This is a genomic window from Nonomuraea solani, assembly GCF_900108335.1.
Lineage (GTDB): Bacteria > Actinomycetota > Actinomycetes > Streptosporangiales > Streptosporangiaceae > Nonomuraea > Nonomuraea solani.
Map to the genome: position 1 here is coordinate 550141 of NZ_FNVT01000002.1, position 14729 is coordinate 564869.

11 protein-coding genes are annotated in these 14729 nt (G+C 70.8%); 7 read left to right on the top strand and 4 right to left on the bottom strand.

The annotated features are described in order from the left end of the window. Window positions 1-243 precede the first annotated feature (243 nt). Window positions 244-2055: an SWIM zinc finger family protein gene (locus C4V41_RS65800; RefSeq protein WP_327536412.1), complete on the bottom strand. Its 1812-nt coding sequence runs from the start codon at window positions 2053-2055 to the stop codon at window positions 244-246. 151 nt (window positions 2056-2206) lie between these two features. Between C4V41_RS65800 and C4V41_RS08155 the strand changes: the two genes are divergently transcribed. From C4V41_RS08155 to C4V41_RS08175, 5 genes are all read left to right on the top strand, one after another. Next, window positions 2207-2752: a cupin domain-containing protein gene (locus C4V41_RS08155; protein WP_200823831.1), complete on the top strand. Its 546-nt coding sequence runs from the start codon at window positions 2207-2209 to the stop codon at window positions 2750-2752. Window positions 2753-3064: 312 nt separating this feature from the next. After that, window positions 3065-3934, top strand: coding sequence for an alpha/beta fold hydrolase (locus tag C4V41_RS08160; RefSeq protein WP_235029974.1), 870 nt, complete (start codon window positions 3065-3067; stop codon window positions 3932-3934). 9 nt (window positions 3935-3943) lie between these two features. After that, window positions 3944-4825: an aminoglycoside phosphotransferase family protein gene (locus C4V41_RS08165; RefSeq protein WP_103955140.1), complete on the top strand. Its 882-nt coding sequence runs from the start codon at window positions 3944-3946 to the stop codon at window positions 4823-4825. Window positions 4826-4836: 11 nt separating this feature from the next. Then, complete coding sequence (locus tag C4V41_RS08170) at window positions 4837-5712, top strand: UTP--glucose-1-phosphate uridylyltransferase (RefSeq protein WP_103955141.1); 876 nt, start codon at window positions 4837-4839, stop codon at window positions 5710-5712. Between the two features lie 50 nt (window positions 5713-5762). Next, entirely contained in the window at window positions 5763-7301 is a 1539-nt protein-coding gene (locus tag C4V41_RS08175) for an aldehyde dehydrogenase family protein (protein WP_103955142.1), read from the top strand. Window positions 7302-7360: 59 nt separating this feature from the next. On the opposite strand, the gene glnII is transcribed toward C4V41_RS08175, so the two are convergent. Together glnII and C4V41_RS08185 are read right to left on the bottom strand one after the other, a co-directional pair. Then, a complete protein-coding gene (gene glnII / locus C4V41_RS08180; protein ID WP_103955143.1) occupies window positions 7361-8380 on the bottom strand; it encodes a glutamine synthetase in 1020 nt (339 codons plus the stop codon). A gap of 106 nt (window positions 8381-8486) precedes the next feature. Beyond that, window positions 8487-8933 (bottom strand): hypothetical protein, encoded by a 447-nt coding sequence (locus C4V41_RS08185; RefSeq protein ID WP_200823832.1) that lies wholly within the window; start codon window positions 8931-8933, stop codon window positions 8487-8489. Between the two features lie 87 nt (window positions 8934-9020). Here C4V41_RS08185 and C4V41_RS08190 point away from each other — a divergent pair, with 87 nt between their 5' ends. Next, a complete protein-coding gene (locus C4V41_RS08190) occupies window positions 9021-10487 on the top strand; it encodes an LLM class flavin-dependent oxidoreductase (RefSeq protein ID WP_103955144.1) in 1467 nt (488 codons plus the stop codon). Between the two features lie 35 nt (window positions 10488-10522). Next, entirely contained in the window at window positions 10523-11716 is a 1194-nt protein-coding gene (locus C4V41_RS08195) for a TerC family protein (RefSeq protein WP_103955145.1), read from the top strand. 27 nt (window positions 11717-11743) lie between these two features. On the opposite strand, the gene C4V41_RS08200 is transcribed toward C4V41_RS08195, so the two are convergent. Next, entirely contained in the window at window positions 11744-14728 is a 2985-nt protein-coding gene (locus C4V41_RS08200) for an AAA family ATPase (RefSeq protein WP_103955146.1), read from the bottom strand. Window position 14729 lies beyond the last annotated feature (1 nt).

Below are 14729 nucleotides of genomic sequence, written 5' to 3' on the forward strand. Positions count from 1 at the left end.
CACAGCCAGTGTCACGACCCACGACCACCCACGCGGCCTCATGGCCAGTGCCACAATCCACGACCACCTTCGCGCCCTCACGGCCAATGCCACGACCCACGACCACCCACGCGCCCTCACGACGGCCGCCACACTCCACGACCACCCTCGCGCCTTCGGGACCGATCACAGAATCCACGGGTGCCCTGCCACCCTCCTGGCCAGTCGCAGAACCCATGACCGCTCGCTCGCTTTCCCCGCCGGTCACAGGATCACCGCCGTGCCTTCGTCATCCCAGGTGGTCAGTGGGCGCAGGCCCTGGGGGGACCACTCGACGGCGACGGTGAGCGGGCGGCCTCCCGAGACGGCGATCAGGCGCCAGGGGTCGCGGGCGCGCGGGTGCAGCGGCAGGCCGCCAATGGAGTCCCGCTCGGGAACCACCCCGGCCAGCACCAGCGGCCATGCCTCGGTCCACGGATCCTCGGCCAGCACCCTGGCCACCTCGTCAAGCGCCTCCTCCGCCGACACCCCAGGCGGCACCTTGAGCACCCCCGCACCGGCCGCCGCGCTGGGGGTGGACGAGCCCCCGGCGAACGAAGCGGTCCCGCGACCAACGGACGCGGCGGCCCCGTGGCCGGTGAGCGAAGCGGTGCCACCACCGGTTGGCGGGACGGTCTCGCGACCGGCGGACCCAGCGACCCCATGGCCGGTGAGCGGACCCGTGCGGGGTCCGGTGGACGACACGATGCCGTGGCGGGTGGCGACCAGGGCGCGCAAGGGGGCGGCGCCCGGGTAGTACGTGAGGTCGGCGTCGATGGTCGTGCCCGTCACCAGGGAGGCGTCCAGCGGTTGTCCCTGGGGCGCGAACGAAAGGATCAGCGCCGCCCGGCCGGTGCGGCGGCCGCGCAGCCAGACCCGGCGGGCCGTCAGCCGGTCCTGCTCCTCGTCGCGCCTGCCCAGAACGTCCCAGTGGTCGCGTATCGCCACCCCGGCCAGCACCTCTTCCCTGGGGATGGGGAACCCGGCACGGATCAGCACGGTCTGGGCGAGCGGGCGCGGCAGTTCGGCCCGCCTGCGGTAGGCGACGGCGAGCAGGTTGATGAGGGCGTACTCCTCCAGGAGCCGCCCCGGCCAGTCGTCCTCGGCCCGCACCCGCGACAGCCGGGACACGATGCCGGCGACGCCGGGAGCCTGGGCGTCGATGAGCCGCTTGGCCAGGCCGTCCCAGTCGTGCTCAGCGGCCCCGGCCAGCCCTTGGCGCACCTGGTCGGCCAGCCACCGCTCCACTTCGGCCAGCCCGGACGCCACCCGCCCATGACGCACGGACTCGGCCCCGGCACCGGCCGACACAGCAGCCTTGCTCGACCCGGCCCCACCCGAAACAGCCCCGCCTGAACCCGTTCCGGCCGGCGCAACACCGCCCGAACCGGTCCTGCTCGGCACTGCCCCATCCGGCATGCCCTCATCCGACGCGGCACCGGTCCACGTGTCACCTCCCGACGCGGCCTCGCCCGGGGTGCCCACTTGCGACCTGGCCCCGGCCCCAGCGGTCCCGCCCGAAGCGGTCCCGCCCGGCGCAACACCGCCCGAGCCGGTCCCGCCTGAAGTAGGCCCGTCCGATGTGGGCGTGCCTGAGGTGGCCGGCGAGTCCGGGACCTCGGCGGTCTGGTCGGGGGTCTCCGCCGCCGCTTCGGTGGTGGCTCTGGCGCGGGCGGCTTCGATGCGGGCGGCCGACTTCGCAGCTCGTTCGGCGCGGCCCTCCATCCACTCCGTGACCCACTGTGGTGCCGTCTCCGAGGCCGGGACCTCGTCGGCGGACCACATGAGGAGCAGGCCCAGTGCGTGTTTGCACGGGAACTTCCGGCTCGGGCAACTGCACCGGTATGCGGGCTCGGTCAGGTCGACGCATGCCAGGTAGGGCTTGGCACCGCTGCCCTTGCACTCGCCGTACAAGACCGTGTCCATCGCACCGCGTAACGACCATTTCCCGGGCGCGGCGACCCCCTGCGCCGCCTTCTGGGAGGAGGCGTCGGGGGCGAGGGCGAGGACCTGATCACGGCTCCACCGTTCGATCACTTGCCGCAGACTAGCCAGGAGGACCGACATTTCGCGCCGGGTCCAGAACATCCGAACCTGGCCATTTTCGGCGCCCCTCACATCCGCTGGTGACGCGTGTGAGCCGCCGCCTGCTCGAGGGGTGCCGGAAATATCGGCATAAAGTGGGTACGTGGAGCTACGGATCTACCCCGACGGCCCGTCCACCGAGGTTCCGGACGAGGCCACGGCCCTGGCGAGCGCGCTGGACGGCCAGCTCGTCCTCGACGGCGACCGCTTCCTGCGCAGGGACGTCAAAGGCGCCCCCATCGCCTTCGTACGCCGCCCGCCCATCGCCGAAGCCCTCGACCTCCTCCCCCACCCCGAAGGCGGCTGGTTCAGAGAGACATGGCGGTCACCGGTCACCTTCCGGCCGGACGGCTACCCGGGTCCCAGGTCGAGCGCCACGGCCATCTACTTCCTGCTGCACCCGGGCGAGGAGTCGGTGCCGCACCTGGTCAGGTCGGCGGAGCTCTGGCTGTGGCACCGCGGCGGCCCCTTGGCCCTGACGATCGCCGACACCACCGTCACCCTCGGCCCCGGCGTCGAGCACGGCCAGGTGCCCCAGGCGGTCGTGCCGGGCGGCGTGTGGCAGTCGGCCCGCCCGGCCGGGGACGAGGCGGTCCTGGTGAGCTGCGTCGTGTCGCCGGGCTTCGACTTCGCCGACTTCACCGCCTGACATCGCCTCTCGCCCTCTTCGACCTCGACAGGACCCTGATCGACCTGGACGCGGCGTTCGTGCGCTGAGCGGAGGAGTTCGCGGGACGGCACCGGCTGGGCGAGGGGGCGGCCGGGGAGCTGGTCGCCATCGCGGCGGCGCGCTACGGGGCCGAGCTGGGCAACGGCGGTCGCCGATCACGGGGTGGGGCATGTCGTGGAAGCGATCGCCACCGTAAAGCGACAACTCTATTATACCACGAATTCCGCAATTCTACATTTCGCTATATTGATGAACATGAAAGGCGACGGGAAATTCATTTCATCCGGGAATTTGCGATTGTGGACCGAGCGCTTCGGTGACGTGACGAATCCGGTGGTGCTGCTCGTCATGGGCACGTCCACCCCGGGATCGGGCTGGCCGGCCGAGCTCGTGGGCACCCTCGTCCAGGGCGGCCGCCAGGTGATCCGTTTCGACCACCGCGACACCGGCCGCTCCGGCTGCGTCGATTTCGCCGCGCACCCGTACACGCTCGCGGACCTGGCCACCGACGCGCTCGCCGTGCTGGACGCGTACGGCGTCGAAAAGGCGCACATCGCCGGCGTCTCGCTCGGCGGCGCGGTCGGTCAGTGGCTGGCCGTGCACCACCCCGATCGGGTCGCCGCGCTGACCGCGATCATGACGGGCCCGATGGGCGCCGACGCCGGGCCCGCCTGGGCGCGGGCGCTGGCCGGGCAGGAGCCGGACCCGGCCGACCTGCCGCCGCCCGCGCCGGCCTTCCTGGAGCACCTCGAACGGTCGGCGGCCCTGCCCAGGACCACGCGCGCGGAGATCGTCGCCGCGAACGTGGAGACCTGGCGGGTGCTGAACGGCGACGCCCTGCCGTTCGACGAGGAGGCCGCGCGGCGCTTCGCCGAGGAGGCCCACGACGCGATGGACAATCCCGCGGCGGCGCTCAACCACGACCTGGCCGGCCGCGTGATGACCGCCGACCGGCGCGTCCCGCTGTCCGCCGTGAAGGCCCCCACGCTGGTCGTCCACGGCACCCACGACCCGCTGCGCCCGCTCCCCCACGGCCGGGTGCTCGCCGCCGAGATCCCGCAGGCGCGCCTGGCGACGATCCCCGGAATGGGCCACTCGCTCTTCTCGCCGGGCCTGCCCCGCCGCATCGCCGAGATGATCCTCGAGGTGCCGGAAATGTAAGGTCGGGGAATGCGGAAATTGCACGCCGATGAAGCGGACATCGACGAAAATCTCGTACGCCGGCTGCTGGCCGCGCAATTCCCGCAATGGGCGCGCCTCCCGGTCGAGGAATTTCCGTCCTCCGGCACGGTGAACGCGGTCTACCGGCTCGGCGGCCACATGTCGGTCCGGCTGCCGCGCGTCGAGTGGGGCGTCGGGGACGTGGAGAAGGAGCGTGAATGGCCGGCCCGGCTGGCCCCGCTGCTGCCCGTCCCCATCCCGGAGGTGCTCGGCCGGGGTGTCCCGGGCGAGGGTTACCCGTGGCCGTGGTCGGTGTGCCGGTGGCTCGACGGCGACAACCCGGTCGAGGGCCGCCTCGGCGACGCCGGGCCGCTGGCGAAGGATCTGGCGGAGTTCGTCGCCGCGTTCCGCCGGGTGGAGCTGCCGGACGGGCCGGCGGCGTACCGGGGCGGGCCGCTGGAGACGCAGGACACGGCCACCCGCGAGGCGATCGGCAAGCTCGGCGGGCTGATCGACACGGCGGCCGCCACCGCCGCTTGGGAGTCGGCCCTGCGGGCGCCCGCCGCGGACCGGCCCGTGTGGGTGCACGCCGACCTGATGCCCGGCAACCTGCTGGTCGAGGACGGCCGGCTCACCGGGGTGGTCGACTTCGCGACGGCGGGCGTGGGCGATCCGGCCTGCGACCTGATCGTGGCCTGGAACCTGCTCCCGGCGACCGCCCGTGACGTCTTCCGCGACGCGCTCGGCGCCGACGACGCGACGTGGGAACGCGGCCGCGGCCGGGCGCTGTCCATGGCGCTCATCATGCTCCCCTACTACCTCGGCACGAACCCGGTGATCGCGGCCAACGCCCGGCACGTGATACACGAAGTGATCACCGACCTGTCGTGAAGGAGAGCCGTATGATCCGCAAAGCCGTGATCCCGGTGGCCGGACTGGGCACCCGTCTGCTGCCGCTGACGAAGGCGCTGCCGAAGGAGATGCTGCCGATCGGCGACAAACCCGTCATCGAGCACACCATCCGCGAGCTCGTCGACTCCGGCATCGACGAGATCACCATCGTCACCTCGGCCCGCAAGGAGCTCGTGCAGCGGCACTTCGCGCCCGACGCCGACCTTGAGCTGCAGTTGCGCGCCGCGGGCAAGGACGACCTGGCCGGCGCCGTGGCGGAGCTGTCGTCGCTGGCGCACATCACGTACCTGTACCAGAACGGCCCCTACGGCAACGGCACGCCCGTGCTCAACGCCGCCCGCGTCATCGGCGACGAGCCGTTCATGGTGCTGTGGGCCGACGACGTGTTCGTGGCCGAGGTGCCGCGCGCCAAGCAGCTCAAGGCCGCGTACGAGGCCACCCGCGCCCCCGTGCTGGCCCTCATGCCGATGGCCGTCGAGGACGCCGCCCGCTACGGCGTCCCGGTCGTCGAGGAGGACCTGGGCGACGGCCGGCTGCGCATCTCGGGCCTGGTGGAGAAGCCGTCGCCGGAACAGGCTCCTTCGCGGTACGCGGCCATCGGCGGCTACGTCGTCACCCCCGGCGTCGTCGAGGAGCTGGAGGCCGCGACACGCAGGTGGCATGAGCGCCCCGAGGGCGAGATCTACCTCACCGAGGCGCTGCACCGCCACGCCACCGCCGGCAACCCGGTGTACGGCCAGGTCATCGACGGCACCTGGTGGGACACGGGCTCGCCACTCGACTATCTCAGGGCCCAGTTCGCCGCCGCGCTCGCCGACCCCGTCTACGGGCCGGAGCTGCGTAGGCTGGCCACGGAGAGCGGCTGAACTTCCGGTGGGATGATCGTATGGCCGCAGAACCTATGAGGAGGGCACCGGTGAGCCGACAAATCGTTTCCGTCGTGGGTGGCAAGGACGCCGAGACGGTGGCCACGTACGAATCGACCAACCCCGCCCGCACGGGCGAGGTCGTGGCGCGGGTCGGGCTGGCCGGGGCGGACACGTTCGCCGCCGCCTGCCGCACCGCCAAAGAGGCGCAGCGCGAGTGGGCCAAGGTGCCCGCCCCGGTGCGCGGCCGGGTGATCGCCTCCATCGGCCGGCTGGTCGAGGCCAACGCCGAGCGGCTGGCCCGGCTGGTGACCGAGGAGATCGGCAAGCCGTACGCCGAGGCGCTCGGCGAGGTGCGCGAGATCGTCGACACGTGCGACTTCTTCCTGGGCGAGGGCCGCAGGCTCTACGGGCAGACGGTCCCCTCGGAGATGCCGGACAAGAACCTGTTCACGTTCCGCAACCCGATCGGCGTCGCGGCGGTCGTGACGGCGGGCAACTTCCCGGTCGCCGTCCCGTCGTGGTATCTGGTGCCGGCCCTGCTGTGCGGCAACGCCGTGGTCTGGAAGCCCGCCGAGTACGCCGCCGCGTCCGCGCACGCCATGTTCCGCCTGTTCGAGGCGTCCGGGCTGCCCGACGGCGTGCTCAACGTCGTCTTCGCCGACGGCGCCGAGACGTTCGCCGGCCTGGAGACGGCCCTCGGCGAGGGCACCGTGCACAAGGTCGGCTTCACCGGCTCCAGCGAGGTCGGCAGGAAGATCGGCGAGCTGACGGGGCGGCACCTGCAGTCGGCCTGCCTGGAGCTGGGCGGCAAGAACCCGATGGTGATCATGCCGGACGCCGACCTCGACCTGGCCGTGGAGGGCGCGCTGTTCTCCGGCTTCGGCACCGCCGGTCAGCGCTGCACCAGCCTGGGCACGGTGATCGTGCACGAGAGCGTCCACGGGGAGTTCGTCGAGCGGTTCGCGCGGGCGGCGCGGGAGGCCAGGATCGGCGACCCGGAGCAGGACGTGCTGGCGGGGCCGCTGCTCGACCAGAAGTTCGCCGACCGCTACGAGGAGTACCTGACCTGGATCGAGCCCCACCACAAGGTCGTATCCGGAAATGTCGGGCGCATCACCAAGGACAGCCCGCACGGCGGCTTCGACGGCGCCGAAGGGCTCTACTACCACCCGGCCATCGTCGACGGCGTCCGGCCCGGCGACCGGCTGTTCATGGAGGAGACGTTCGGCCCGATCGTGGGCGTGACCACGTTCCAGACCCTCGACGAGGCCATCGACCTGGCCAACCGGCCCGGCTACGGCCTGTCGAGCTCCATCTACACCACCGACCCCAAGAACGCCTTCCGCTTCCGCGAGGGCATCTCGGCCGGCATGGTCAGCGTCAACAACTCCACCTCGGGCGCCGAGGCCCATCTGCCCTTCGGCGGCAACGGCAAGTCCGGCAACGGCAGCCGTCAGTCCGGCGTGTGGGTGCTCGACCAGTTCACCCGCTGGCAGGCGATGAACTGGGACCACTCGGGCCGGCTGCAGAAGGCGCAGATGGACGTGGCGGAAATCACCCCTGATCTGGACTTCCGCTTGGCGTGAGAAGGGCGTGAGAACGGCGTGAAAAAACCGGGGCCCGCGGGCCCCGGTTCTCATCACGATCAGACCTGGCCGGCCTTCTCCAGGGCGGCGCAGCAGGTGTTCACCAGCAGGCGGGTGACCACGTACGGGTCGACGTTGGCGTTGGGGCGGCGGTCCTCGATGTAGCCCTTCTTCTCCACCTCGACCTGCCACGGGATGCGCACGGAGGCACCGCGGTTGGAAACGCCGTAGCTGTACTTGTTCCACGGGGCGGTCTCGTGGTGGCCGGTCAGGCGCAGCTCGATGTCGGCGCCGTACTGGGAGACGTGCTCCATCGGCTTGTCGCCCTCGCCGAGCGACTCGCACGCGGTGATGATGGCGTCGTAGCCCTCGCGCATGGCGCGGGTGGAGAAGTTGGTGTGGGCGCCGGCGCCGTTCCAGTCGCCGCGGGCGGGCTTGGCGTCGAGGGTGGCCTCGACACCGAACTCCTCGGCGGTCCGGTAGAGCAGGTAGCGGGCGACCCACATGTGGTCGGAGACGTCGAGCGGGCTCGCCGGGCCGACCTGGAACTCCCACTGACCGGGCATGACCTCGGCGTTGATGCCGGAGATCGCCAGGCCGGCGGCGAGACAGCGGTCGAGGTGAAGCTCGACGATCTCACGGCCGAAAACGGCCTCGGCGCCGACACCGCAGTAGTAGTGGCCCTGCGGGGCGGGGAAGCCACCCTCGGGGAAGCCGAGCGGGCGGCTGCCCTTGAAGAAGGTGTACTCCTGCTCGATGCCGAACCAGGACTCCTGGTCGGCGTACTGCTCGGCGATCGGGCGCAGCAGGGCGCGGGTGTTGCTGACGTGCGGCTCGCCGTCGATCTCCTCGACCTCGCACAGGACCAGCTTGTTGTCGCCACCACGGATCGGGTCCGGGCAGACGAACACCGGGCGGAGCACGCGGTCCGACGAGTGGCCCTCGGCCTGGTTGGTGCTCGAGCCGTCAAAGCCCCAGACCGGCGGCTCGGCGCCGTCGACCAGGATCTTCGTCTTCGAGCGCAGCAGAGCCGTGGGCTCGGTGCCGTCGATCCAGATGTACTCAGCCTTGTAGCTCACAGCGGTCCTTTCCAGGTTTCTCTCAGCCACGCCGAGTCTTACGGATGCCCGTTTCCCGGTTTTTGCCCGAATGTGAACGCCGTGTTAATCGAGGCGACGAATGGGGTCACCTTTCGCGCACCGTACCGTCGGCCGCGACGGTGAGCTGAACCTGGGGTCCCTGTTCGCCACACCCCGGACCGTTGGGAAAGGTCCCCTTCGGCGTGGCCTTGATCGTCCGCTCCAGGACCGGGGCCTGTCGCGCGTCACGCAGCGTCAGCCGGATCTCGACGGGCCGCTTCGGCAGCCCCGTGACGTTGGCGAAGCCGTTCTTCTCGCCGGTCGGGGCCGCCGTCACCGAGCAGGTGTCCCCCGAGCACGTCTGCTCTCCCGGCCGCCTGGACACGTGCAGTTCGGCGTCCGCCCGCTTGCACGAGCCGTCCCAGCACACCTCCACGACGGCGGACTCGGCTTCGGGCTTCCCGGTCTGCACACCCACGCCTACGGGACTGCCGATCAGCGTGCACTCCACGTTGGGCGAGCAGCCGACGGCGAACAGCAGGGCGGGGATCATGGCGGTGAGTCTCAGCACAACCGTAAGACGCGGCCCAGCCGTCACCGGTTCGTCACGGCGTGCGACCATCGGATCAGGGGGATTCACATGCACGATCTCTGGTTCGGCGCGTTCCTGTCACCTGAGGCCGCGGGGCGTGAGCGCCTGCTGCGCCACGTCACGCTGGCCGACCGGCTCGGTCTCGACCTGGTGGGCGTCCAGGACCATCCCTACCAGGCGGGCTTCCTGGACACCTGGACGCTGCTGTCGGCCGTCGCCGCGCGTACCGAGCGGATCCGGCTGGTGCCCGACGTGCTCAACCTGCCGCTGCGGCCGCCCGCCGTGCTGGCCGGGGCGGCCGCCTCGCTCGACCTGCTCAGCGGCGGCCGGGTGGAGCTGGGCCTGGGCGCGGGCGCGTTCTGGGACGCGGTCGCCGCGATGGGCGGGCGCCGGCTCTCGCCGCCGCGGTCGATCGAGGCGCTGGCCGAGGCCATCACGATCATCCGGGCGCTGTGGACGCCGGGCGAGCCCGTGGTGTTCGAGGGCGCGCACTACCGGCTCGGCGGCGCCCGGCCGGGGCCGTTCCCCGCGCATCCGATCGGCATCTGGATCGGCGCGATCAAGCGCCGGATGCTGGAGCTGACCGGCCGGATGGGCGACGGCTGGCTGGCCTCGTCCTTCTGCAGCCCGCCCGGCGCGGTGGCCGCGCAGGCCGGGATCCTCGACGCGGCCGCGGCGGACGCGGGCCGGGATGCGGCGGAGATCCGCAAGGTCTACAACATCGGCGGTACGTTCTCACCGCTGCCAGGCCCGGGTTTCCTCGACGGTCCCCCGGCGCTGTGGGCCGAGCAGCTCACCGAGCTGGTCCTGGACGTGGGGATGACCGGCTTCGTGCTGGCCCCCGGGCCGGAGGCGGAGCGCGACCTGCGGACGTTCGCCCAGGAGGTCGCGCCCGCCGTACGCGAGGCGGTGGCCAGGGAGCACGGCGGCCCCGCACCCGCGCCCGCCGAGCGCCCGGTCACACTCGCCGACCTCGACGAGGAGGGCCGGCCGAGCTCGCCCAAGCGAGACCCGGCGGCGCTCACCCCGGAGCAGCGGCGGCTCGGACGGCACCTGGTCGAGGTGCACGACGGCTACCGGCGCGAGATGCGGCAGGTCCAGGACGCGGTGGAGCAGGTGGCGAGCGAGCTGCCGGCGATCGACCGGCTCACCGTGCGGCAGAACCACTGGACCCTCGGTACGTTCTGCGCCACCTTCTGCCGCCTGCTGACCGTGCACCACACGGTCAGGAACGAGACCATGTTCCCGGCCCTCCTGGAGCGCGACCCGGCGCTCGCCCCGGTGATCAAGAAGCTGGAGCAGGAGCACGAGGTCATCGCCGAGTTGCTCACCCGGCTCGACGAGGCGTGCCTGGAGATGCTCAGGAACCCGGCCAGGATCGACCTCGTCAGGATCCGGGCGGACCGGCTGGCCGACGTGCTGTCCTCGCATTTCGCGTACGAGGAGGCGGAGCTGGCCGAGCCGATCGCCCGCCTGGAGGTATGTGTCTGGCTTGGGGATCGTCTGATCGGGTAACACACTGTTCTCACCCGTCCCACCTGGAGCCTGGCTTGGAAGTATCCGCCGCCCTGTGGTGGCTGACGATCCTCGGGATCGTCGGGCTGCTGCTGTTCGACTTCATCTTCCACGTGCGCAAGGCGCACGTGCCCACGCTGCGCGAGGCGGCGACGTGGTCGGCCCTGTACGTCGGCATCGCCCTGCTGTTCGGCGCCGGCATCTGGCTCTTCGGCGGCTCCGACGCCGGAACCGAGTATTTCGCGGGCTACGTGACGGAGAAGGCGCTGTCGGTCGACAACCTGTTCGTCTTCCTCGTCATCATCTCCAGCTTCAAGGTGCCGCGCGCCGACCAGCAGAAGGTGCTGCTGTTCGGCATCGTCTTCTCGCTCATCGCGCGCACCGGGTTCATCCTGCTGGGCGCGGCGCTGATCAACATGTTCGCGTGGGTGTTCTACCTGTTCGGCCTCATCCTGCTGATCACGGCGGGCAACCTGCTCAAGCCGGAGGGCGAGGAGGGCCACTCCTCCGACAATCTCATGGTCCGCGTGGCCCGCAGGCTGGTGCGCACTACCGACACCTACGACGGCGACAAGCTGTTCACGGTCCAGGACGGCAAGCGGGTCATGACCCCGATGCTGCTCGTCATGGTCGCCATCGGCGGGACCGACATCCTGTTCGCGCTGGACTCGATCCCGGCCATCTTCGGCCTCACGCAGAACGTCTACATCGTCTTCACCGCCACCGCGTTCTCCCTGCTGGGGCTGCGGCAGCTCTACTTCCTCATCGACGGCCTGCTCGACCGGCTGATCTTCCTGTCGTACGGCCTGGCGGTCATCCTGGGCTTCATCGGGGTCAAGCTGATCCTGCACGCCCTGCACGAGAACAACGTGCCGTTCATCAACGACGGCGAGCCGGTGCCGGTCGTCGAGATCAGCACCGGGCTGTCCCTGTCGGTGATCCTCGGCGTGCTGCTGATCACGATCCTGGCCTCGCTGGTCAGCCCGAAGGGCCGCGCGCAGAACACGGTCTCGGCGGCGCGGCGGCACGCCCAGGAATATCTGGAGGTCGAGCACGACCCGGAGCTGCGCGAGGAGCTGTTCGGGAAGTTGTGCGCCGAGGAGCAGCAGCTCAAGAAGCTGCCGGAGAAATACCGCAGGCGCATCCGCGAGGAGGAGAAGCTGATGTCGCTGCTGCGCCGGGCGCACGAGGAGCACGAGAAGGATCGGCTCCGGGGCGTCGCCGACTGACACGCCCCGGGCCACCGGTCCATCCCGTCACGACCGGTTGTGGCCGTCCGTGCCGTTGCCGTCGTAGCCGAGCAGGCGCATGGCCGTGTCGGGGTCCATCGCCGCGGCCAGGAGCTGGGCCCTGGCGTGGGCCTGGTCGCGTTCGCGTTCGGCCTTGGCCTGCGAGGCGCGTACCCCCTTGACGGCGACGAACGCGAGCCCGCCGCCCACGATCACCGCGACCACCACCACGAACAGCAGGAGCAGCAGCCCCGGCGAGGCCACCGTGGGCGCGGCCGCCGAACCGGCGGCGCCGCCGCCACCCGTTGTTCCGGTCACCGCGAGCGCCGCGATGATGGACAGCACCACGAGCCCGAGCAGGCTGGCGATGACCAGCCAGACCCGGCCCGCGAACCGGCGCCGCGCGGGCGCCGGGGCGACGGCCGCCGCGGTCGCCGCAGGGGGCGCGCCCGTCACGACGGGCACCGGGGTCACGGGGCCGGGCGCCCATGGCACGAACTCGGGCTGTCCGGGCTGGACGGGCACTCCCATGACCGGTGGCGCCTGGATCACCGCGGGAGGCTGCAGCGCCGGCGGCGGGGGCGCCGTGACCTGGACCGCCGTGGCGCCGGGCCCGTTGAAGGCGACCGGCGCCAGCTCGACCGGCTCCTCCACCGGCCCGGGCAGGTCGCGCTCGATCCGGCTGTGCTCCTTGTGCGCCCTGGCCGCGTCCCGGTGATACTCCTCCAGGTCCTGGTACAGCTCGTCGGAGGTGTAGATCGTGCCGTCGATGAGCGGCCCCGGCTCCCCGCGGATGATCGCCACCACGTCGTCGCCGTTGAGCGTCTTGTGCGTCTCCAGCGCGTGCGCCAGGCAGAGCACCTCCCTGCGGTGCTCCTGCAGCAGCTCCTCGGTCTTCTCCAGCAGCCGCACCAGGTTGAACTCGATCCGCTCCCCCAGCACGTCGGGGGTCAGGTCGGGCTGGCTCCTGACCGGCTCTCTGTCGGTGATGCCGATGGCGCCGCCGACGCCGCGCTTGCGCACGGCCTTGCCGCCCATGATCTCCAGCTCCTGGAGCGCGGGCAGCGAGGTGACGCCGGAGCCCATTCCCCAGTACGACTCCATCATCGCGGTCAGGTACGTGGCCGAGTACAGGTCGCCAGAGACGCCCGAGGAGTTGTCCTCGCCGAAGAACATCCGCTCGCCGGCCAGCGAGGCCAGGGAGACCATGATGTCGGCCTCGTGCTCGGACTTCCACCGGGTGAACTGGTCCTCGGGCTTGATCGAGGCGACCATGCCCAGGTAGTCGGCGCCCTTCTCGATCGTGGCGATGTCGATCTCGAGGTGGAAGCGGGTCACGTAGGCCACCACGGCGTGGCACGCCTCGTGCACGGCCACGGCGTGCCGCTCGCGCTCGATGTACTCGACGTCCTCGGGCGGGCCGAGCTGCTTGAGCCGCTTGGCCCGCAGCACGTCCGACCAGGTGATGATCTCGCGCCCGTCCCTGATGGCGGTGATGAGCGACTCGTTGACCAGGTCCTTGATCGTGGCGCCGGTGGCGTACGGGGTGATCGTGGCGAGCTTGTCGATCTGCTGCGGGGTCAGCTCGTGCCACACCTTGTCGAAGTAGCCCTGGTACGTCCGCACCCGCCCGGCCTTGGACGGATAGCCGACCTTGTAGATGCGGTCGATCCGGCCCGGCCGCAGCAGCGCCTCGTCCAGCGCGTCGGGCCGGTTGGTGGCCATCATGACGAGAATGCGGTATTTGGGCGGCGGCTTGGGGCGCATGCCGAACAGCCGCCGTACGAGCCGGTTGAAGAACCCGCGCGGCTTCTTGAGCCCGGACAGCTCGGTGAGCAGCGCCTGCAGCGTGCCGGGGTCGCCGCTGCCGTTCATGCCCCCGCCCATGAAGAAGCGGTTACGCCGGCCGGGCTCCTCCTCGGCCCGGCGTCCGGCGCGGAAGGCCAGCAGGTCGCGGGTCTCCTCGGACAGGTAGTTCATGCCGTGGCAGCCCGCGTGCCCGGACATGCCCGAAAAGCCGCCCTGACCGGGCGGGCCCTGCTGAGCCAGGCGGCCGCGCTTGCCGAGGGAGTCGGCCTCGTCGAAGAAGACGATCACGCCGCCGTACCGGAGTGCGAGTTTGCGTAGTTTCCTGAACAGCCCCTTCACCTTCAGGATGCCGACGCCCATGAACATGTTCGTGAACGCGCCCGGATCCACGAACACGTACGGCTTGCCGGTCTCACCGGCCACGGCCTCGGCCATCAGGGTCTTGCCGGTGCCTGGCGGGCCCCACAGCAGCAGGCCGCTTGGGACGTACCCGCCGCGCTGCTCGATCTCGCCGGGCCGCTCCAGGAAGACGATGTTCTCCTGGACCCGCTCGACCACGTGGTCCTGCCCCCAGACGTCGTGGAAGCGGGTCTTGATGTCGTCGGGGAAGTACGTCTCGACGCCGCCCCTGGACAGGAACCAGAACAGGCCGACGAACTGGATGATGACCACGAAGAACAGGAAGACGATCTGGAGCAGGAACGGCAGCGCCTGCCAGATCAGCGCCGGGGCCTGCATCAGCGCGATGAACGGGCTGACGTCCAGGACCGCGCCCAGCACGAGGGCGATCAGCGTGACGAAGAAGGCGATCTTGAGTGCCCTGGAGAGGCGGTAGCGCGTCCAGTCGTCGAAGCGGCGGTGCGTCCAGCGTTCGAACCCGCCGAAGACCTTGACGCTCCAGAAGCGGTGGTAGGCCGACCAGTGCTCGCTGACGAAGAAGTGCGCCTGACGGGTGAGCTCCAGGCCGATCAGCCAGAAGATCCACTGGTAGTCGATCGCGATCTTCTGCGCCGCCTCGGGAAACGTGGCGATGCCCTGGAAGTCGGCCATCACCTTCCACGTGAGGATGAGGTAGGCCAGCACGAGGGCGATGAGGAACTTGCTCCGGTCCCAGAACTGCATCTTCTTCCTGGTCACGGATTCTGGGTCGGAAGGCCCGCTGCCGGGGGCGCGCAGCCCCTCATGGTGAGTGGTCGTGGTCATG